General features: G+C 63.6%; 17 protein-coding genes. 11 read left to right on the forward strand and 6 right to left on the reverse strand.

The genetic code is table 11. The annotated features are described in order from the left end of the window. Positions 1-112 precede the first annotated feature (112 nt). The 6 genes from SPHV1_RS12430 to SPHV1_RS12455 all read left to right on the forward strand — a co-directional run bounded on the left by SPHV1_RS12430 (position 113) and on the right by SPHV1_RS12455 (position 6,140). Entirely contained in the window at positions 113-1,642 is a 1,530-nt protein-coding gene (locus SPHV1_RS12430) for an aldehyde dehydrogenase (NADP(+)) (protein WP_054946356.1), read from the forward strand. Between the two features lie 62 nt (positions 1,643-1,704). Then, complete coding sequence (gene araD1, locus SPHV1_RS12435) at positions 1,705-2,700, forward strand: AraD1 family protein (RefSeq protein ID WP_054946357.1); 996 nt, start codon at positions 1,705-1,707, stop codon at positions 2,698-2,700. A 3-nt stretch (positions 2,701-2,703) separates the two neighbouring features. Further along, entirely contained in the window at positions 2,704-3,630 is a 927-nt protein-coding gene (locus tag SPHV1_RS12440) for a Gfo/Idh/MocA family protein (protein ID WP_054946358.1), read from the forward strand. 169 nt (positions 3,631-3,799) lie between these two features. Then, entirely contained in the window at positions 3,800-4,690 is an 891-nt protein-coding gene (locus tag SPHV1_RS12445; protein ID WP_054946359.1) for a 2-dehydro-3-deoxygalactonokinase, read from the forward strand. Continuing rightward, positions 4,687-5,319, forward strand: a complete 633-nt coding sequence (locus SPHV1_RS12450) for a 2-dehydro-3-deoxy-6-phosphogalactonate aldolase (RefSeq protein ID WP_054946360.1) — start codon at positions 4,687-4,689, stop codon at positions 5,317-5,319. Before SPHV1_RS12445 ends, SPHV1_RS12450 begins: the two co-directional genes overlap by 4 nt. 116 nt (positions 5,320-5,435) lie before the next feature. Next, positions 5,436-6,140 (forward strand): hypothetical protein, encoded by a 705-nt coding sequence (locus tag SPHV1_RS12455; RefSeq protein ID WP_156367342.1) that lies wholly within the window; start codon positions 5,436-5,438, stop codon positions 6,138-6,140. Between the two features lie 15 nt (positions 6,141-6,155). On the opposite strand, the gene SPHV1_RS12460 is transcribed toward SPHV1_RS12455, so the two are convergent. From SPHV1_RS12460 to SPHV1_RS12480, 5 genes are read right to left on the reverse strand one after another with little or no spacing between them, the layout of a single operon-like run. Beyond that, positions 6,156-7,274: an NAD(P)/FAD-dependent oxidoreductase gene (locus SPHV1_RS12460; RefSeq protein ID WP_054946361.1), complete on the reverse strand. Its 1,119-nt coding sequence runs from the start codon at positions 7,272-7,274 to the stop codon at positions 6,156-6,158. Position 7,275: 1 nt separating this feature from the next. Continuing rightward, entirely contained in the window at positions 7,276-8,370 is a 1,095-nt protein-coding gene (locus SPHV1_RS12465) for a type III polyketide synthase (protein WP_054946362.1), read from the reverse strand. After that, the gene (locus tag SPHV1_RS12470; protein WP_054946363.1) at positions 8,367-9,575 is read right to left on the reverse strand and encodes a beta-ketoacyl synthase; all 1,209 of its coding nucleotides are present in this window, start codon (positions 9,573-9,575) and stop codon (positions 8,367-8,369) included. Before SPHV1_RS12470 ends, SPHV1_RS12465 begins: the two co-directional genes overlap by 4 nt. Further along, positions 9,572-9,802, reverse strand: coding sequence for an acyl carrier protein (locus tag SPHV1_RS12475; RefSeq protein ID WP_054946364.1), 231 nt, complete (start codon positions 9,800-9,802; stop codon positions 9,572-9,574). The genes SPHV1_RS12470 and SPHV1_RS12475 overlap by 4 nt, the downstream gene beginning before the upstream one ends. Next, on the reverse strand, positions 9,799-10,233 hold the full coding sequence (locus SPHV1_RS12480; protein WP_231634661.1) for a DUF2147 domain-containing protein: 435 nt from the start codon (positions 10,231-10,233) through the stop codon (positions 9,799-9,801). Before SPHV1_RS12480 ends, SPHV1_RS12475 begins: the two co-directional genes overlap by 4 nt. Before the next feature lie 215 nt (positions 10,234-10,448). Here SPHV1_RS12480 and SPHV1_RS12485 point away from each other — a divergent pair, with 215 nt between their 5' ends. Next, a complete protein-coding gene (locus tag SPHV1_RS12485) occupies positions 10,449-11,165 on the forward strand; it encodes a methyltransferase domain-containing protein (protein ID WP_054946365.1) in 717 nt (238 codons plus the stop codon). Positions 11,166-11,195: 30 nt separating this feature from the next. Here SPHV1_RS12485 and SPHV1_RS12490 read toward each other — a convergent pair whose 3' ends face one another. Further along, positions 11,196-11,870 (reverse strand): TetR/AcrR family transcriptional regulator, encoded by a 675-nt coding sequence (locus SPHV1_RS12490; protein ID WP_054946366.1) that lies wholly within the window; start codon positions 11,868-11,870, stop codon positions 11,196-11,198. Positions 11,871-12,049: 179 nt separating this feature from the next. On the opposite strand from SPHV1_RS12490, the gene SPHV1_RS12495 reads away from it, so the two are divergent. The 4 genes from SPHV1_RS12495 to SPHV1_RS12510 all read left to right on the forward strand — a co-directional run bounded on the left by SPHV1_RS12495 (position 12,050) and on the right by SPHV1_RS12510 (position 18,658). Then, complete coding sequence (locus SPHV1_RS12495; RefSeq protein ID WP_082430991.1) at positions 12,050-14,503, forward strand: TonB-dependent receptor; 2,454 nt, start codon at positions 12,050-12,052, stop codon at positions 14,501-14,503. Between the two features lie 126 nt (positions 14,504-14,629). Continuing rightward, a complete protein-coding gene (locus SPHV1_RS12500) occupies positions 14,630-16,990 on the forward strand; it encodes an arylsulfatase (protein WP_054946367.1) in 2,361 nt (786 codons plus the stop codon). A gap of 169 nt (positions 16,991-17,159) precedes the next feature. Next, complete coding sequence (locus tag SPHV1_RS12505) at positions 17,160-17,678, forward strand: RNA polymerase sigma factor (protein WP_054946368.1); 519 nt, start codon at positions 17,160-17,162, stop codon at positions 17,676-17,678. A 38-nt stretch (positions 17,679-17,716) separates the two neighbouring features. Next, complete coding sequence (locus SPHV1_RS12510) at positions 17,717-18,658, forward strand: FecR domain-containing protein (protein ID WP_054946369.1); 942 nt, start codon at positions 17,717-17,719, stop codon at positions 18,656-18,658. The last annotated feature ends 17 nt before the right edge of the window (positions 18,659-18,675 follow it).

Raw genomic sequence — 18,675 nt, forward strand, 5'->3', positions numbered from 1 at the left:
CGATTTCCGTTACCTCCGCGACGACCCTAACAGCCCTCAGACAAGGAAGGAACGACAAACATTGCGTTTGCCGTCCGCCCATAATATGTCGGAGTAAATAGGGAGACCCCGAATGACAGAATTCCGATCCGTAGTGGCCGAAACCGGTCAGCCCCATGGCGAGCCCTTGCATGTCGATGGCCCCGCGGAAGTTGCGCAAGCCTGTGCTAAAGCTGATGCTGCGTTCGACGCATACCGTGCCACCGCCCGTGAAGAGCGTGCTGGCTTCCTCGAACGAATCGCCGAAGAGATTCTGGCCATCGGCGATTCGCTGATCGAGGCCGCGATGGCCGAGAGCGGACTGCCGCGTGCGCGCCTGGAAGGTGAACGCGGTCGCACCGTCGGCCAGCTTCGCATGTTCGCCGATGTCGTGCGCAAGGGACAATGGCAGCAACTGCGCATCGACCCGGCCATGCCCGAGCGTCAGCCCCTCCCCCGCCCGGACCTGCGCCTGCGCATGATCCCGGTCGGCCCGGTCGTCGTATTCGGCGCCTCGAACTTCCCGCTGGCCTTTTCGACCGCTGGTGGCGACACCGCCTCGGCGCTGGCCGCCGGTTGCCCGGTCGTTGTGAAGGGGCACCCGGCACATCCGATCACCGGTGGACTGGTCGCACAGGCGATCACCAGGGCCGTTGCTGCCTGCGGACTTCCGGAAGGTGTATTCCAGCACCTTGTCGGGCCTTCGAACGATCTGGGGTCAGCGCTCGTCAGCGATCCGCGCATCATGGCGGTCGGTTTCACCGGTTCGCGCGGCGGCGGTCTGGCCCTTTCCCGCATTGCGCAGGCGCGCGATGTGCCGATCCCCGTCTATGCCGAGATGTCGAGCATCAATCCGGTCCTGCTCCTGCCCGAAGCGCTCAAGGCGCGCGGCGAAGCGCTTGGCACCGCCTTCGTCGGTTCGCTGACGATGGGCGCGGGCCAGTTCTGCACCAACCCCGGCCTCATCCTGGCCATCGAAGGCGACGGACTCGATGCCTTCGTATCGGCAGCCACCGGCAGCGTATCGCAGGCAAAGCCGCAGACGATGCTGACAACCGGCATTCGCGATGCCTATGCCAAGGGCGTTGAAGCGCTCTCCGGTTGCCCCGGTGTCGAGACGCTGGCTCGCGGTGAAGAAGGAGATCGCACCCACGGCGGCGCCGTCCTGTTCCAGACGACAGGCGAAGCGTTCCTCGCGAACAAGGCCATGGGCCATGAAGTCTTCGGTGCATCCTCCATCGTCGTGCGCTGCAAGGACGAGGCAGAACTCGCCAGGGTTCTTGCCGGTCTCGAAGGTCAGCTCACGGCCACCCTGCACATGGACGCAGCCGACGAGGGCCTGGCTTCGCGCCTGCTGCCGGTGCTGGAGCGCAAGGTCGGCCGGATCCTTGCCAATGGCTGGCCGACAGGCGTCGAAGTGTGCCACGCGATGGTTCACGGTGGCCCCTTCCCGGCCACGTCCGATCCGCGCACAACGTCCGTCGGCAGCCTCGCTATCGACCGCTTCCTGCGCCCGGTCAGCTACCAGAACCTGGCACAGGACGTACTGCCCGAAGAACTTCGCGACAGCGCGATCGGCGATGGCGCGCCCCGCCTGATCGACGGCACTCTCAAACTCGGCTGACAGCAAACACCTAACCGCGGCGCGCCCGGAACACAGCGCGCGCCGCGGCCCGGGAGAGAAACATGACTTATCTTCGCCTGCTCCAGCATCGCACGACCGATGGCGTGCGATCCGTTATTCTTGCCGAGGGGGACGCTGCGCATGTCCTGTCGGGCGTCACCTCGGTGCGCGAACTGGCGCTGCGCGCCATTGCCGCGGGCGAAACGCTGGCCGAAACCGCCAGGGCCTGCAAGCAGGGCGAAGCCGTCGACATTCGTGGGGAATTCGAAGCGGGCCGTCTGCTGGCCCCCATCGATCACGAAGATCCGGCGCACCTGATCCTTTCGGGCACCGGCCTGACCCATCTCGGCTCGGCCGAAGGGCGCGACAAGATGCATCGCGATGCCATGGCCAGCGAGAAGCAGACCGATTCCATGCGCATGTTCCTCGAAGGCCTGGAGGGCGGCAAACCGGCGCCGGGCGAAGTCGGCCAGCAGCCGGAATGGTTCTACAAGGGAGACGGCTCGCAACTGGTCGGCCCGCACGATCCTCTGCTCATGCCAGCCTTTGCCAAGGACGGCAGTGAGGAACCGGAAGTAGCAGGCATCTACATCGTTGCCGAGGACGGTACGCCCTATCGCATCGGGTTCGCACTCGCCAACGAGTATTCGGACCATGTGACCGAGCGACACAACTACCTCTGGCTCGCCCATTCCAAGCTCCGGCAGGCAGCCTTGGGGCCAGAGCTGCTGCTGGGGCCTGCACCAGCAGGCATCGAAGGCACAAGCCGGATCCTGCGCGACGGCAAGACGCTTTGGGAAAAGCCGTTCCTGTCCGGCGAGGCGAACATGTCGCACACCATCGCCAATCTTGAACACCATCACTTCAAGTACGGCCTGTTCTGCCGGCCCGGCGACGTGCACGTCCATTTCTTCGGCACCGCGACACTCTCGTTCAGCGACGGGGTAACGACGCAGGAAGGCGACGTCTTCGAGATATCGGCTTTTCCGTTCACGCTGCCGGTATCCAATCCGCTTGCAAGGGCCGAAGAACGGGCCGTGGCGGTCAGGGCGCTCTGAACCATGGACCCGATCCGCATTGCCGTCGTGGGGCTTGGCAAGATCGCTCGCGACCAGCACTTGCCCGCCATCGCCGGAAACGCGACCTTCAGCCTGGCGGCAACGGTCAGCCCGCACGACGCCGGACTGGACGGCATTCCCCATTTCGCCAGCCTCGACGAGCTGCTCGAACAGGGGCCGGCGATTGACGCCGTCTCGCTCTGCACTCCGCCGCAGGTCCGCTACGACCTCGCCACGCAAGCGCTCAAGCGCGGCGTCCACGTCTTCCTCGAGAAGCCGCCGGGTGCAACACTGAGCGAAGTCGTCGCCCTGCGGGACCGTGCGGACAAAATCGGCGTGTCGCTCTTCGCGGCATGGCATTCGCGCTTTGCCGCAGGCGTCGCGCCGGCGCGCGCGTGGCTGGCCGAACGCACGATCGAGAAAGTCTCGATCGTCTGGCGCGAGGACGTTCGCGTCTGGCACCCGGGGCAGGCGTGGATCTGGGAACCCGGCGGACTTGGCGTATTCGATCCGGGCATCAACGCCCTGTCCATCCTGACCCATATCCTGCACCGCCCGGTCTTCCTCACGAACGCAACGCTCAGCATCCCGGCAAACCGTGCGGCCCCGATCGCTGCAGACATGCACTTTCGCGATACGGCAGGTGCCGAGATCCACATGGATCTCGACTGGCGGCAGACCGGCCCGCAGAGCTGGGACATCGTGGTCGAGACGGACGCCGGAACGCTCAAGTTGTCCAGCGGCGGCGCTGTGCTGGCCCTGCCCAGCGGCACCGAACACAACGAGGATCTGGAATATCCCGGCCTCTATGCGCGTTTCGCAAACCTCATCCGTGGCGGACGCAGCGACGTCGATATCGATCCCTTGCGCCTCGTGGCCGATGCTTTCCTGCGCGGCCGGCGCGTGAGCGTCGAACCGTTCATCGACTAACGTCCGGGCGAAGGAGCAGTCGAGCATGTGCGCGGCGCGCGCAACGATGTTCAGAACCCTTCGAGCGAAAGCGTGTTATCTGGCTTGAAGCAAGAAGACTAGAAAAGGGACATGACGTGGACTTCTTCTTGGTGTCATCGAACGTGTCGATGATGGTGCGCGAGCTGCCATGACCGGGGATTTCGTCCTGGGCGACTGGGGCACCAGTCGCCTGCGGCTTTACCGGATGAGCGGAGCGGAGGTCACCGCGCGGCTCAACGGCCCCGGTACAGGTGCCCTCGAAACACCTGCAGAGACCGTCCTGGCCGAAAGGCTGGAAGTCTGGCTCGGCGAAGGCAGGATTTCCGATGTCACCCTATGCGGAATGGCTGGTGCACCGGGCGGGCTCATTCCCGCGCAATACGCCCCTTGTCCCGCCAGCGCGGCCACATGGCTCGGCTCGTGCGCGGTCACGCAGGTCGCTGGAGTGAAAGTTTCGGTCCTTCCCGGTTTGAGCTGCCGCACGAACGACGGTGTACCCGAAGTCATGCGCGGCGAGGAGACACAGGTCTTCGGCGCCGTAGCGCTCAATCCGGCCCTTGCCGAAGGGGAGTATCTCGTCGTGCTGCCCGGCACGCACTGCAAGTGGGTCCGATTGCAGAATGGCACGATCGCAAGTTTCCGAACGCATCCAACGGGCGAACTCTTCGCGCTGCTGGCCGGCCAGTCGACCCTGACCGGCCCCGACACCCCGGGGAATGGCCGCTTCGAAGACGGTTTTGCGCGTGGAATTGAAAGAGCGGACGAGCCGCTTACCTCGGCCTTGTTCGAGGCGCGCGCCGCGCGCATGCTCGACGGCAAGTCGAAGGACTGGTCGCGCGGCTACATCTCCGGCCTTCTGATCGGCAGTGAAGTCGAGGCAGAGGTAATCGCGGGATCGAGCGTCGTGCTCATCGGGGACCCCGCCCTATGCAATCTTTACGAAAGAAGTTTGAGCAGCATGGGATGCAAGACGTCCCGCATTGATGGCGATGCGGCAGTCGTAGCCGGGCTCAGGCTGGCAAGAGGAACTCCGAAATGAAGATCGAAGAGGCATTGGCAAGCGGTGCTCCGCCCATTGCAGCCATTCTGCGCGGGATCTTGACGCAAGAGGCGGTTGCCATCGGGCAAGCGCTCATCGATGCAGGCATCCGCATCATCGAAGTGCCGTTCAATTCGCCCGATCCGGCCGATTCGATTGCCGCCATGGTCGACGCGCTTGGCGATCGGGCCGCCATCGGCGGTGGCACGGTGATTTCCGTCGAGCTGGCCAAAACGCTCGCTGGCGTTGGCGGAACCTTCATGGTTTCCCCCAATGTCGATCCTGAGGTCATCAGCCGTTCGATATATCTTGGCATGGACGTATTGCCCGGCTTCCTGACGCCGACAGAAGCCTTTGCCGCCATTCACGCCGGGGCCCGTGACCTCAAGCTATTCCCGGGCGCGTCGCTGGGCAGCGGCTATATCAAGGCCATTGCCGAAGTCCTTCCCAGACATGCCCGCATCTGGGCCGTGGGCGGGGTAGGTCCCGCCAATCTGGCCGAATATCGCGCTGCCGGCACTTTCGGGATCGGAGTTGGCGGCAGTCTGTTCAAGCCCGGACATGATGTTGCGACCGTTTCCGCAAAGGCGCGGGAAATCGTCGCAGCCTGGAATGCTGCGAGCGAGTGATCTACACGACAGGCTCTGCCTGAACGACTGAATTGCGTGCCAAGCTGCGGATTGCGGCGTGCGGTGGCGTCCAGTTACGGTACCCCGCAACGGAAGCAATCGTGGAGGCCGTGACGATGCGCCGACGCCTGACAATAGTGGGCCTGATTGCCGCGACCGCATCGGTTCCGGCCCATGCCAGCGAGAGCAAGTTGCCAAGCGCCCGGTCGGAGCGGGTAGTGCCGGCCGACCTGCATTGGTCTACATCCGATCGGATCAATCTGGACCGGGCCAAGACCAAACTGTTCATCAACGATAATGGCGATTCTGGCTGGGGGCTGAGCTTTCTGTCGCTTCGCTCGGTTCATGCCGGGGACGAACCCAGCGCAGATGCGCGCATGAAAGTTCATGTTCGCCGGGTCAGCATCGAAGGTTGGCAGGACGTGGGAGCGGACATGGAATTGCGGCTGCTCGCACACGCTGGAATGACCAGCAGGATGGATCGGGAATCGGCCGTGCTCGTTGCAAAGACAAAGTCAGTCGAGGCCGGCGTCGATGCGACGATCAAGCACGCTGCAGACTGGCGCATTCGCGCAGGATGGTTTGCCCAAGGCGGTTGGGGCGGACACTCCCTGCAGGACGATGCCATGCGGATGACCAATGGAGATCCGGCGGCAGCGCATGGCGCCCGCCTTGTGTTCGAAATGCCCGTTGCTGGTCCTGGCTTCTTCAATCACACACTGATGAGCCTTGAGGCCAGCAGCGGGAACAGGGCCATCGCTCCGGGCCGACCTGTCCCTCATCAGGAGGAAATTGCCCTGCGGATGACGACTTCGTTCTGACCGGGAAAATCCACCTTACCCTGCAAATCCAAATTCGGGTTCAGGGCGCCGTTGAGTCAATCGCGTCGCAAAAGCGAGATACGTCAACAGTCCTGGCCATGCGCGAAGCAGGCCAATGCCCATCGTTCGCAGCACTGGCTGCTCGAGAACGCGCTGCAGAGCCATTGCCCGGGAGATTTGAAGCCCGGTCTCGGCACGGTGACGCTCTCGATAGTCGGCGGCGCCTTTTCCTTCGAGCAGGCATTCGGCAGCGATAAAGGCACTACGCAGGGCAAGGGCCATGCCGTCACCGGTCAGCGATGCTGTCATGCCCGCCTGATCCCCCAAGCGAAATACAAGGTCGTCCGAGGGGCAAGCCGAAGCCATGCCATAACTCAGGTTGCCGATAGTGACGGGCTTGTCGAACAAGGGCTCGGCTTCGGCCAGCCACTCGCCGCCGCGCGGCAGGGATGCCAGCAATGCCTGCATGTCCGACCAGTTCCGGCCGATCCGGGAAAACCGGCTGCGTTTGACGATAAGGCAAAGATTGGCACGGCCGCCTTCAACCATCTGCAGGCCCGCATAGCCGCCTTCGAGCAGGGTCAATTGCACCGCGCCTGCAAGTTGCTCCTTCGCCCGACGCGACAGGCGGTAGTGCATCTTGAAGCCGACATAGGGATCAGCGTCTTTCTCCCTATGCTCCTGCCGGTCCTCCCGCACGGGCAATTTGCCCGTCGCCAGAAGAACGTTGCTGGCAACGCGGTCGCCATGGCTGGTGCGCACTATCGATCCGGCCACTTCGAGGACCCGCACGCCCCGCTCCAGCGTTACACCGGCTGCCTGCGCACGTTCCAGAAGCTCTTCGTCAAGGATATGACGGCTGAGGCCGAGAGCGGTGAACGGTAAAGCCGCCTCGATCTGGGAAGGGCCCGAGACCAGGCGCACACGATCGATCGGAACAGCGCCCAGCGCCTGCGCATCGATGCCGAGGTCGGCCAGGTGCTGATGCGCTTCGATAGAGAGGAATTCTCCGCAAATCTTGTGATGCGGCCCCGTTTCGCGTTCGATCAGGTGGACCGACTTCCCGGCGCGGGCGAGCAGCGCTGCTGCCGCGCCTCCCGCCAGTCCCCCACCAAGGATCAGCGCGTCGGTCATCTTAACCCACTAGATGGAAACGAAAGCTCTCCGCCGCCATGCCCGGACCGAAGGCGATGGCAAGGCCCGGTTGCGGTGGTCGCCCCTGCTCGCGACGTTCGAGCATATGCGCGAGAATGAACATCAGCGTCGCCGAAGACATGTTGCCGTAATCACGCAGGACTGCGCGCGATGGTGCCAGCGAACCTTCCGGAAGCGATAGCCCCTGTTCCACCGCATCCAGTATCGTCCGACCGCCGGCGTGGACGGCCCATAGCGAGAATTCCTCTGGTGCCTGACCGCGCAGCAATCCTTCGGGCATGTCGCGCTCCCGGCGCAACGCTTCGGTGATCCGCGCCGGGACTTCGCCACCCAGGTGCATGTCGAACCCCTGATCGCCGATGTCCCAGGTGATCGCATCGGCAGTTCCCCCGATCGTCGCCGCGCGAAAATCCCTGAGAGCGATCCCCTCCGCTTCCGCCGTGACAAGCGCTGCCGCAGCACCATCGCCGAAAAGCAGCATCGACAGCAGCTTGCCCAAGTCGGCAGTGCGCTGGAAATGAAGGCTGCACAGCTCCAGCGTGACGACCAAGACCCGCGCCTGCGGCGTCGAGCGGACGATATGATGGGCGAGGCGCAGCGAATTGACGGCGGCATAACAGCCCATGAAGCCGACGACGGTGCGCTCGATACGCGGATCCAGCCCTGCCCTTTCGACAATGACCTGATCGAGCCCGGGGGCCATGAAACCGGTGCAGGAGGCAACGATGAGGTGGGTAATGCCCTGTGCCGCGATGTCCGGATCGAGTGCGTGGATGGCAGCGAGGGCAAGGCGCGGCGCGTCGCTGGCATAGCGCGCCATGCGCCTTGCGGTGCTCGGCCATTCGCCGGTGCCGTAAAAATCGTCCCGATCGGTGACCGTCCCGTCAGGCAGGGTCACCGGCTCGAGAAACGAAAAGCGCTGCTCGATGCCCGACCGCTCGACCATGCGGCCGAACAGCTTGCGCGTCTTGTCGTCGGGCAGACCGGCCGTGGCGAAACGCAGGAAGGCATCGTGTACGCCGTGGGGCGGGTTGGCCGTACCGATACGATTCACATGGGCCGTCACTGCAGTCATGGCTTGCGTCCGATCAGTACGGCGTTGAGGCCGCCGAAGGCGAAGCTGTTCGACACCAGAACCTCGTGATCGATGGCCTGCCGCGAAAGGACCAGCGGCAAGGCACAATCGGGAGGCGTGCCCAGGTGATTGAGGATGGGCGGGGCGATGCCTTCGACAAGGCTCCTGACCCCCAGCAGGAACTCCACCGCTCCCGCTGCACCGATCATGTGTCCGTGCGCTGACTTCGTCGCGATGACGCGATGGCGATCGAGCGCCGTGTCATAGACCGCCCGCATGGCCGCCGCCTCCGCCGGATCGTTAAGCTGGGTGCCGGTGCCGTGCGCCGATATCAACGCCGGTTCATCGATGTCCAGGCGCGCATCTTCATGGGCGGCGCGGATGGCTGCTGCTATTCCGGTCACAGCCGGAGCCGTCATGTGCGCGGCATCGCTGGAGGCGCCATAACCGGCCAGTTCGGCAATGACCGTAGCGCCGCGTGCAGCGGCGTGCGCTTCGCTTTCGAGCACCAGAACCGCAGCTCCTTCGCCCAGGACCATGCCTTTTCGGTCGACGGAGAACGGTCTGCAGGCATCGGGCGCGAGCACGCCAAGCGAACGCCAGGCCGTCCACGAGCCCTGCGAAAGGCACGCCTCCGCACCCCCGGCAATCGCTACGTCGACCCTCCCGCTGCGGATCATGTGCATGGCTTCGCCAAGTGCATGGGCGGAGGAAGCGCAGGCGCTGGACAGGGTGAAGGTTGGACCATGCACCTTCAGCATCATGGCGATCTGCGCCGCAGGCGCCGCGATCATCGATGCCGGAATGGTCTGCGGATGAACCTTGGCCTGCCCCTGCCCGTAAAGTCGCTGATAGGCGGTGTCGATGGTCGCATTGCCCCCGCTGCCGCACCCCATGAGGATCGCGGTCCGATCGTGCAGCACCCGATGGCCGGACAATCCCGACTGCGCGACGGCCTCGCTCGCCGCTTCCAGAGCATGGAGGGAAAGCGGATCGAGCTTGCCCAGCGGGCGCAGATCGGTTGATGAAAGACGCGAAGTCGCGCTGTCGTCCGCCGCGATCCACGAAGCGATGCCTTCCATGCCTTCGCGCGCGATGGGCCGGATTGCGCCTGCCCCGTCCCGCAAGGCTGTCCAGTTGGCCTCCACCCCTTTGCCAAGGCCGCTGACACAGCCCATGCCGGTGATGACGACCCTTTGTCTCATGCCCCGGCGCCGGCCGTAATGCGGTCGATCAGTTGCTGGAGCGTGGAATCGGGTGGAATGTCTTCCGGTTGTATTTCGACGCCGAAGCGGTCCTCTATCTCGAAAAGCACGCTCACAAGGTCGATCGAGGAAATGTCGAGAGTAGCAAGCGTGGCGTCTGGCTGCAGTCTTTCGCGCTCGATGCCGGTTTCCTGGGCGATGAGGGCCATGATGTCTTCATTCGTCAACGGCCACTCTCCTCGGCAACGCGGGTCCAATGCTTGGTCTGGCACAGGAACAGTATGCACCCGGTTACATCGAGACGGCCCTTTTCACCAAGGGCAAGCGAAGCGCGGTAGCTGCGGCCCGCCTTCGGATCGTAGGCCCGCCCGCCTTTCCAGCCATCGCCGTCGGGATGCATGCCGTAAATGATCGGCACCCCCACCAGTGGGCGGCCCCTCAGTGAGGCGTCGGGATTGTTAATGTCATGGGCAGGTGCCTTGGGATCGAGAACGCGCACAAGGGTGCCGCAGAGCGATGCGCCGCAACGCTTCACTTCAACGATCCCTGCACCGTCGTCGGTCAGCCAGTGGCCGAAGACCCCGCGGGATGGAGCTGCACTGGCGGAACCTGCCAGTGCAGTCAGCCCCACGACAACGGCGAATGGCACGCATTTCATCTGATGCAACAGGCTCTCCGTATGCAGCGATGACAACGCTTGAGTGTATCTGTCGGCAAGGTGCTCGAACCCTTCACGCCTGCTCTGCATGAGCGCGACTATCACGCCTTGAGACTGGACAGTCTATGCATTTGATCGTGAAACGCGCATGAACGCCAGATTGCTGCGTCTGGCGCCGAGGAGCCGGGCGACCGTCCGAAAAGGGGAGAATGGCGATGGCTTCGCTTGCAGTGCGATCCCGACAGGACGAACAGATGGATGCACTGGATCTGGACGCCGGGACCTATGCGCAGGTCCTGCGCGATCTGGCCCGGGTCAATCGCTGGACGTTCACGGCCCATCCCGCACTAGCCTATCTGCGCAAGGCCACGAGGGGGGTGACCGCGTTCAGCCTTCTCGACGTAGGGTTCGGCCATGGCGACCTGCTGCGCGCCGTCGCCCGATGGGCGCAAAGACAAGGGATCGCGGCGCGACTCGTCGGCGTCGACATCAATCCCAGAAGCGAGCCGATCGCGCGTAGCGCGACTCCTGACGATCTCGGGATCGATTTTCGAACCGGCGACTATGCCGACCAGCCCGAAACATTCGATCACATCGTCAGCAGCCAGGTCACTCACCACATGAGCGATGCGCAGCTGACGGCCTTCCTGCATCACATGGACAGCCGGGCGCGTCGTGGCTGGCTCATCAGCGACCTGCATCGCCACCGGTTCGCCTATCACGGCTTTCCCTGGCTGGCCCGGGCGATGGGAGTTCACCGCATCGTGCGCGAAGACGGCCAGCTGTCGATCGCCCGCTCTTTCCGCAAGGAGGACTGGGTCGAGATCCTGACCGAAGCGGGCATCGATGCGGAACGTGTCCAAATTGTGAGACGCTTCGCCTTTCGCCTCTCGGTGGAATACATCAAAAGCGGTGGGCCAAACGCCATTTGAGGCGGCTGGATGAGCTTCTGAGCCTGCCCCCTATTCCAGATGTTCAAGCCCGATGGCGGAGAACTCGATCATCTGGACGACCAGATCTTCCAATGGGACCTCTGCCCGGTCCTTTGCCTTGAGCAGGTCGTACTCGCTGATTACGCCCAGAAATCCTGTGGTAATCATGGTCAGGTGCAGGCGTCGGGCCATCGCTGGATGGGCATCCATGCGCCGATCGAATTCCTTGAGGGCCCTGCCGATGGCGCGATCCTGACGTTGCGGATCTTCGGCCGGGTGCTGCAGGGCGAAGCGTCCGTAAAGTGTAAGATACTCAAGCAGCAGTCGCGCGTAGACATGCGCCCCCGCTTCATTGCGCATGTCCAGATAGGGCAGGAAGATGATCGAGAGCAGTTCGCGCATCGTGCAGGTTTCGATGGAACCGAACTGCAGGATCATGTCCTGTCGGCGCGGTTCCATAAGTTGCACGCGCCATTCGAAGATTTCGGTCAGCAAGGTCTGCTTGTCGCCGAAGTGATACTGCACGGCCGCGACGTTTGACTGACCCGCAGCCAGAGCGACGGCGCGCATCGACGTGGCTTCGATCCCGTCGTTGGCAAACAGATTCTCTGCCGCCTCCAGGATGACCTGACGCGTGATTTCCGACCGCTTCGTCTTTGGCGGGCGCTCGCTGGCCGCAGTCCTCTCGCTGTTTTTGCTCTGCATTTCATTCCTCTGCCACAGGACCGGGCCCAAGGGTATAGGCTTTCAGGTCATTTTCAAACACACTAATTAAACAAACAGGTGATTTAACTTTAGCCTCGGACCATGATGCCGGAGCAAGCGGGGGAAGCACCGCTGCGGGCACGCTCCGCAAAGTGCGAAGCGATCGAGGGAGAGAGAGCTTGGCCATTTCACACTACAAGTGCGTTCGAAATCTGCTGCTTGCCGGGACCGCGGCCGGCCTGCTGGCAGGCATTCCGGCCCGCGCGCAGGATCAGTCCGCGGCCACGGGAGCCGAAGACAACGAGCCTCGCGGCGGCATTGGCGAAATTGTGGTCATGGCACGCAAGCGTGCGGAATCGACGCAAGACGTTCCGGTCGCGATCACCGCCGTCGATGCCAAGACCATCGAGAAATATGACCTGACGAGCCTGGAGCGGCTTTCGGCATCGACCCCGCAATTTTCCGTCGGCCGCGCCGGCACGGGCTCGGGCGCGACGCTGGTCCTGCGCGGTATCGGCTCGAACACCACTTCCATCGGCCTCGAGCAATCTGTCGCCGTCGTCGTGGACTCGGTCTATTACGGACAGGGCCGCACCATCAACGAAGGCTTCTTCGACCTCGGCCAGATCGAGATTCTCAAGGGCCCACAGGCCCTGTTCTTTGGCAAGAACGCGACGGCAGGCGTGATCTCCATGGCGACGAAGGATCCGGGCGACGCACCTGAATTCCTCGCCAGGGTGGGCTATGAAGCCAATGCCCAGCAGCTGACCGGCGAGGCCATCGCCTCAGGCCCCCTTAGCGACACCTTCGGAGCGCGCCTCGCGGTTCGCGCCAGCAAGCAATACGGCTCGCTGCTACCCAATCGTGGAGCGGCCGAAACCTGGCGCCTTACCGACGTGGCGACCGGCACCACGCGTTTCCTGAACGCCCCCGAACCGATCCGCAAGCAGGGCACGCGCGACCTGCTCGGCCGCATTACCCTTGTCTGGAAGCCCGACAGCCGCCTGACCGCGAACCTGAAAGCGAGCTTCAACGACGCACGTTCGGACAATCCGCTGTCGAACTACGTCTTCTACAACTGCAACGGCGGCCAAGCCCAGCTCAATCCCAATGTGCCGTGCGAGAAGAAGTTCCGTACCTACCAGGCTTCCGCTCCGCTTGAAGTGGCGCAGGACATTCCCAACGGCAATTCCGACGGATCGCCGGGCAATACCTACAAGTCATGGGGCGTGACCGGCACGGTGAACTACGAGCTGGACAGCAATATCACCCTGACCAACGTCGCGAACTACAACTGGAACAGGAACATCTTCCGGATCGATGCCAACGTCATCTCGGCATCGCCGGTGGGCCTCTACGCCACCGAGAACACGAGCTACCACAGCTTTTCCGACGAACTGCGCGCGACATCGGATTTCGGCGGTATGTTCGACTTCATGGTCGGCGGCCTCTACCAGACCACCAAGCGCAATTACCTGGCCTGGACGGCGCAGGCCGGGCTCGAGAATTCGGATGCGCCAGACGGATACCGCTTCGTTGGCAACTCCAAGGATTCGACCACCAAGGGCGAAACCCTGGCCATCTTCGGACAAGCGATCTTCCGGCCGATCCCCAAGGTCGAGTTGGCCGGCGGTGTACGCTATACGCATGAAACCAAGGACAGCAGCTTCCTTCAGCCCTACTCCAACCCGGCCCTCGTGGCGCTGGGCGTCTTCTCGCCGGGCGTGACGCTGACCGCCAACCAGACGTTCGACAACTGGTCACCGGAATTCACCGTGACATGGGAGCCCAGCGATGCCGTGACGGTCTATGCAGGCTACAAGTCGGCCTACAAGTCGGGCGGCTTCTCGAACTCGGGGATCTACGGTCCGCTGGCTTCGGTCGACGACTTCACCTTCGGACCCGAGACCGCGCGCGGCTTCGAAGGCGGCATCAAGACCCAGTTGTTCGACCGCCAGCTGCGCTTCAACCTCGGGGCCTTCTGGTACAGGTACAAGGACCTGCAGATCGACTTCTTCAATTCGCCGGTCTTCGCCTTCACGACCTACAATGCCGGTTCGGCCATTACCAAGGGCATCGAAAGCGACTTCCAGTTCGCGCCCTATGCCCTGCCCGGCTTCGAACTGCATGGCTCGCTCAACTACAACAAGGCCGCCTACGACAAGTATGACGGCGCGCCATGCTGGACCGGCCAGACCATCGCCCAGGGCTGCTACACGACCATCCCGCGTCCCGCGCAGGACCTGAGCGGCGTGGAACTGGCCAATGCGCCGAAGTGGACCGGAGCTCTTGGCGCCAGCTACGAGACCGACGTGAGCGAGAACCTGAAGATCGGTCTGTCTGCCGACGGTCGCTTCAAGAGCGGTTACCTGCCCACTGCTTTCGGCAATCCCTACTCGCGCCAGAAGAGCTACGGCGTTCTGGATGCGCAAATCCGGCTGTCGACCAAGGACGACCACCTGCAGTTCGCGATCATCGGCAAGAACCTGACCAACACGTTCTATGTGAACGGCGCACAGGACGCTCCGAGTTCAGGTGGCGGGACGGGCACGGCAGGAGGCTTCCACGCCGACCAGATCGGCTATGTTGCCGATCCGCGCACGGTCACGGCGCAAATCACGTTCAAGTACTGATAGGTCGGAAAGTGAGGAACCGCTGTCCTGTGGCGGAAAGCGGCTCCTCACCACCCGGTGCCCTACACCCGGCGATCGGCCCGACACTCCGATCCCATGACAAAGCATGAAGAGAGGACCTGAGCGATGACCCAACCGAACCGGAATCCCGGGCAAGTGTGCAGGCGACTGCGCTGGATCGGCACCACCGCGCTGGCAGCGGCGATCGTTCCCGGAGTGGCCCTCGCCCAAGCTGCGGACCCAATGGCAGGCAAGGTCGGCCGGACGGTTTCCGAAACGCACGCGCCCGAATGGCCCTCCGAACCCACGGCGCCGAAGAATGCGCCCAATGTCCTCGTCATCATGACCGACGATGTCGGCTTCGGGGTCACCAGCACTTTCGGCGGACCGGTACCCACTCCCACTTTCGAGGCGCTCTCCCGCAATGGGGCGAAGTACACGCGCTTCAACACGACCGCGCTATGTTCGCCCACGCGCGCGTCGCTGCTGACCGGGCGGCTGCCGCAAAACGTGAACATGGGCAATGTCACCAATCTTCCGACCGGCTTCGACGGCTACACCACGGTCATCCCCAAATCCGGCGGCACCATAGCGCAGATCCTCAAGGAAAGCGGCTTCAACACCGCCATGTTCGGCAAGGGCCACCTCACCCCCGATTGGGAAATGAGCATGGCCGGCCCTTACGACCGCTGGCCGGTCGGCCTCGGTTTCGAGTACTATTACGGCTTCCTCTCGGCTGACACATCGATGTGGAACCCCAGCATCGTCGAGAACACGACACCGCTTGAGCCGCCGCACAACAAGCCGGGCTATCATTTCGAGGCCGACATGGCCGATCACGCGATCGACTGGATCCGCAAGCAGCATGCGGTGGCGCCCGACAAGCCCTTCTTCATCTACTATGCTCCGGGCCTTTCGCACACGCCGCATCATGCGCCCAAGGAGTGGATCGACAAGTTCGCGGGCCAGTTCGATCAGGGTTGGGACGTGCTGCGCCAGCAGATCTTCGAGCGCCAGAAGAAGATCGGCATCGTGCCTGCCGATGCAAAGATCAGCCCACGCCCGGACTCCATGCCGGCCTGGTCTTCGCTCGATGCCGAGCACAAGAAGGTCTATGCCCGGCTGATGGAGGTCTTTGCGGCGACCGTCGCCTATTCAGACTATCAGACCGGCCGGGTAATCGACGAATTGCGCCGTTCGGGTCAGCTCGACAACACCATGATCGTCTACATCGAGGGTGACAACGGCAGCAGTGCCGAGGGCGGGTTGCAGGGCCTTGCGTTCGAACAGTCGTCGATCACCGGCCGCTCCGAAAGCTTCGGGGAACTGGCGCGCCACTACGATGATTTCGGCGGGCCGGAGGTCTATAACCACTTCCCGGCCCAGTGGGCCTGGGCCCTCAACGCGCCCTTCCCCTGGTGGAAGCAGGTTGCATCGCAGGCCGGTGGCGTGCGCAATGGCATGGTCATCTCCTGGCCGGGGCACATCACCGACAGCAAGACATGGCGCACCCAATATGCCCACGTCAGCGACATCATGCCCACGGTGCTCGACGCAGTAGGCGTCAAGGCCCCTGAAGTGCTGGACGGCGTGAAGCAGAAGCCGATCGACGGCATCAGCCTGAAGTACAGCTTCACCCAGCCCAAGGCACCGTCTGCGCGGCGGACCCAGATCTACGAAATGATGGAGAACTTCGGCATCTACAAGGATGGCTGGATGGCCGGAACCCTGCCCAAGCGGGCGGCCTGGGAAGCCGGAGCATCCGGCGATCGCCGCCTAGACATCGGCCCCGACCAGCGCGTGTGGACCCTGTTCAACCTCGACAGGGATTTCACGACCGCGGTCGATCTTTCGAAAAAGAACCCGGCCAAGCTCAAGGAACTCCAGAACCTGTTCTGGGAGGAAGCGGCGAAGAACAACATCCTGCCGATCCACGACTACAGCCAGGGAACCGAAGGGCGCCCGACGCTGGGCGGCCATCGCAAGCGCTTCGTCTATACCCCGGGCCTTACCCGCATTCACGAAGATGCCGCGCCCCATACCATCGGGCGCAGCTTCACGATCGAGGCCGACGCGACCATCCCCGAAGGCGGCGCCAATGGCGTGATCATCACTCAGGGCGGACGCTTCGGCGGCTATGCCTTCTACCTCAAGGACGGCAAGCCGGTGTTCCACTACAATGCCGTGGGAGACGACCAGTTCTCGGTGCGCAGCGACGTTGCCGTGGGGGCGGGTGAGCACAAGCTAACCGCACGCTTCACCGCCGACGCGCCGAAGCCGGGCACCCCGGGTACGCTTGCCATCCTGCTCGACGGCAAGGAGATCGCCAGCGGCCGCATCGGCAGGACAGTCGCGGGATGGATGTCGCATACCGAGGGCCTCGACATCGGTCGCGACACGATCACCCCGGTCGATCCTGACTACACGATCGCGGACAGCACCTTTTCGGGAACCCTGTCGCAAGTCGTGGTGACCATCGCACCCTGACCTCCTGCGCGCGCTGCCCGACGTGACGTGATCGGGCAGCGCGCTCAGACAAACCCGTGCACCGCCTCGTCAATCCGGCGGGGCGATCAAATGATCGCCGCCGGCCCCTTCCCCTGGTGGAACAGGCAGTCTATCTGGCTCGCACGAACCAGAATCATTCCGGCTGTATGTGACTTCGCAACCTTTCCGTTCGGGTCTTGAATCGGCCTTCCTGGAGAACAGGGAGAAGCTGCTGAACTTCCTGCGCGCACGCGGCGCGGGAGATGCGGCCGAGGATATCGTGCAGGAAGTCTGGGTGAAGATCTCGTCGAGCCGACCGGGACCGGTCGCATCGCCCCTGTCCTATCTCTACCGCACCGCCGACCTGCTGATGATCGATCGCTACCGCTCGCGCCGACAGGCCGAGAAGCGCGATCGCGACTGGAGCGAGGCGCATTCCGGCCATCCGCCGGCAGAACCTTCCGCCGAGCAACGTGTCGCCGCAGCGCAGGAAGCAGGGATGATCCTGCGCATGCTCGAAGGTCTGGGCCCGCGCGCGGCGACAGTCTTTCGCCGCCACCGCATCGACGGGGCTGCACAGAAGGACATCGCCCGCGATCTGGGTGTCAGCCTCAGTACCGTGGAGAGCGATCTGCGCGGCGCCTATCGGGCAATCAGCGAGTGGAAGGAAACCCGCGATGAGGCTTGAGCCCGTCGTCTCCGTCTTCCGGGCAGAAGGAGGGCGCAATGACGATTGACGAGACGATCCGGCAGCAAGCCCTCGACTGGGCTGTGCGGGCCGGCGACCCGCAGTTCGAGGAGTGGGAAGCCTTCACCCTGTGGCTTGAGGCCGATCCCGCGCACGGTGAGGCCTACGACGCAGTGGCCGCCGCCGTCGCTGACGCTTCGGGGCTGGTGTCAGGCGTGGGCGCTGCAAACGACGACGATCTTGCGGCTACGCAAACAAACACCGCGCGCATTGCGCGGCGCAGTTGGATTGGCGGCGCACTTGCCGCTTCACTGGCGCTGGTCGGCGGCTTAGCGCTCTGGCAGGCGAATTCGCGCGACCTCTATCAAATCGAAGTCGCGCCCGGCGCGGCGAGGACAGTCGCGCTCGCTGCGGGCAGTCATATCGATCTGGCCGGCGACACGACAATCCAACTCGACCGCGACGATCCGCGCTATGCCCGCCTCGAAAAGGGGCAGGCGCTTTTCACCATCCGCCACGATGAGCAGCGGCCCTTCCGCCTGAAGGTGGGAGAGGACACACTGGTCGATGTCGGCACGGTTTTCGACGTGCGCCATCGCGGAGCGCAGCTGAGCGTCGCCGTCTCAGAAGGTGCGGTGCAGTTCAATCCGAAAGACCAGAACCAGCGCATTTCGCCCGGCCAGATCCTGCGCAAAAACGGGCAAGACGGCCGCATTACGCTGGAGGCTATATCACCCGAGCAGGTCGGCGAGTGGCATGAAGGCCGGCTGACTTTCAGCGCGGCATCGCTGGAACAGGTGGCCTCGGATCTGACAAGCAGCACGGGTATTGCCTTTGCCGCCGCACCGGGATCGTCACCCGGATCGGTTTCGGGTTCCCTGCGCCTCGATCCGATCCGCAAGGACCCGCGCTCGCTGGCTGTTCTACTCGATCTCGACGTGCGCCGGGAAGGCGATGGCTGGATCATCGGCGAACGCTGAACGTGAAGGCTGCGATC

Origin of the sequence: Novosphingobium sp. KN65.2 (genome assembly GCF_001368935.1) — a bacterium.
GTDB classification, from domain to species: Bacteria; Pseudomonadota; Alphaproteobacteria; order Sphingomonadales; family Sphingomonadaceae; genus Novosphingobium; species Novosphingobium mathurense.

Bases quoted from the DNA above. Each gene is read 5' to 3' on its own strand.
- SPHV1_RS12430 (WP_054946356.1), top strand. From the start codon at position 113: ATGACAGAATTCCGATCCGTAGTGGCCGAAACCGGTCAGCCCCATGGC.
- SPHV1_RS12490 (WP_054946366.1), bottom strand. From the start codon at position 11,870: ATGCAGAGCAAAAACAGCGAGAGGACTGCGGCCAGCGAGCGCCCGCCA.
- SPHV1_RS12485 (WP_054946365.1), top strand. From the start codon at position 10,449: ATGGCTTCGCTTGCAGTGCGATCCCGACAGGACGAACAGATGGATGCA.
- SPHV1_RS12440 (WP_054946358.1), top strand. From the start codon at position 2,704: ATGGACCCGATCCGCATTGCCGTCGTGGGGCTTGGCAAGATCGCTCGC.
- SPHV1_RS12455 (WP_156367342.1), top strand. From the start codon at position 5,436: ATGCGCCGACGCCTGACAATAGTGGGCCTGATTGCCGCGACCGCATCG.
- SPHV1_RS12460 (WP_054946361.1), bottom strand. From the start codon at position 7,274: ATGACCGACGCGCTGATCCTTGGTGGGGGACTGGCGGGAGGCGCGGCA.
- SPHV1_RS12480 (WP_231634661.1), bottom strand. From the start codon at position 10,233: ATGAAATGCGTGCCATTCGCCGTTGTCGTGGGGCTGACTGCACTGGCA.
- SPHV1_RS12500 (WP_054946367.1), top strand. From the start codon at position 14,630: ATGACCCAACCGAACCGGAATCCCGGGCAAGTGTGCAGGCGACTGCGC.
- SPHV1_RS12450 (WP_054946360.1), top strand. From the start codon at position 4,687: ATGAAGATCGAAGAGGCATTGGCAAGCGGTGCTCCGCCCATTGCAGCC.
- araD1 (WP_054946357.1), top strand. From the start codon at position 1,705: ATGACTTATCTTCGCCTGCTCCAGCATCGCACGACCGATGGCGTGCGA.
- SPHV1_RS12510 (WP_054946369.1), top strand. From the start codon at position 17,717: ATGACGATTGACGAGACGATCCGGCAGCAAGCCCTCGACTGGGCTGTG.
- SPHV1_RS12445 (WP_054946359.1), top strand. From the start codon at position 3,800: ATGACCGGGGATTTCGTCCTGGGCGACTGGGGCACCAGTCGCCTGCGG.
- SPHV1_RS12465 (WP_054946362.1), bottom strand. From the start codon at position 8,370: ATGACTGCAGTGACGGCCCATGTGAATCGTATCGGTACGGCCAACCCG.
- SPHV1_RS12470 (WP_054946363.1), bottom strand. From the start codon at position 9,575: ATGAGACAAAGGGTCGTCATCACCGGCATGGGCTGTGTCAGCGGCCTT.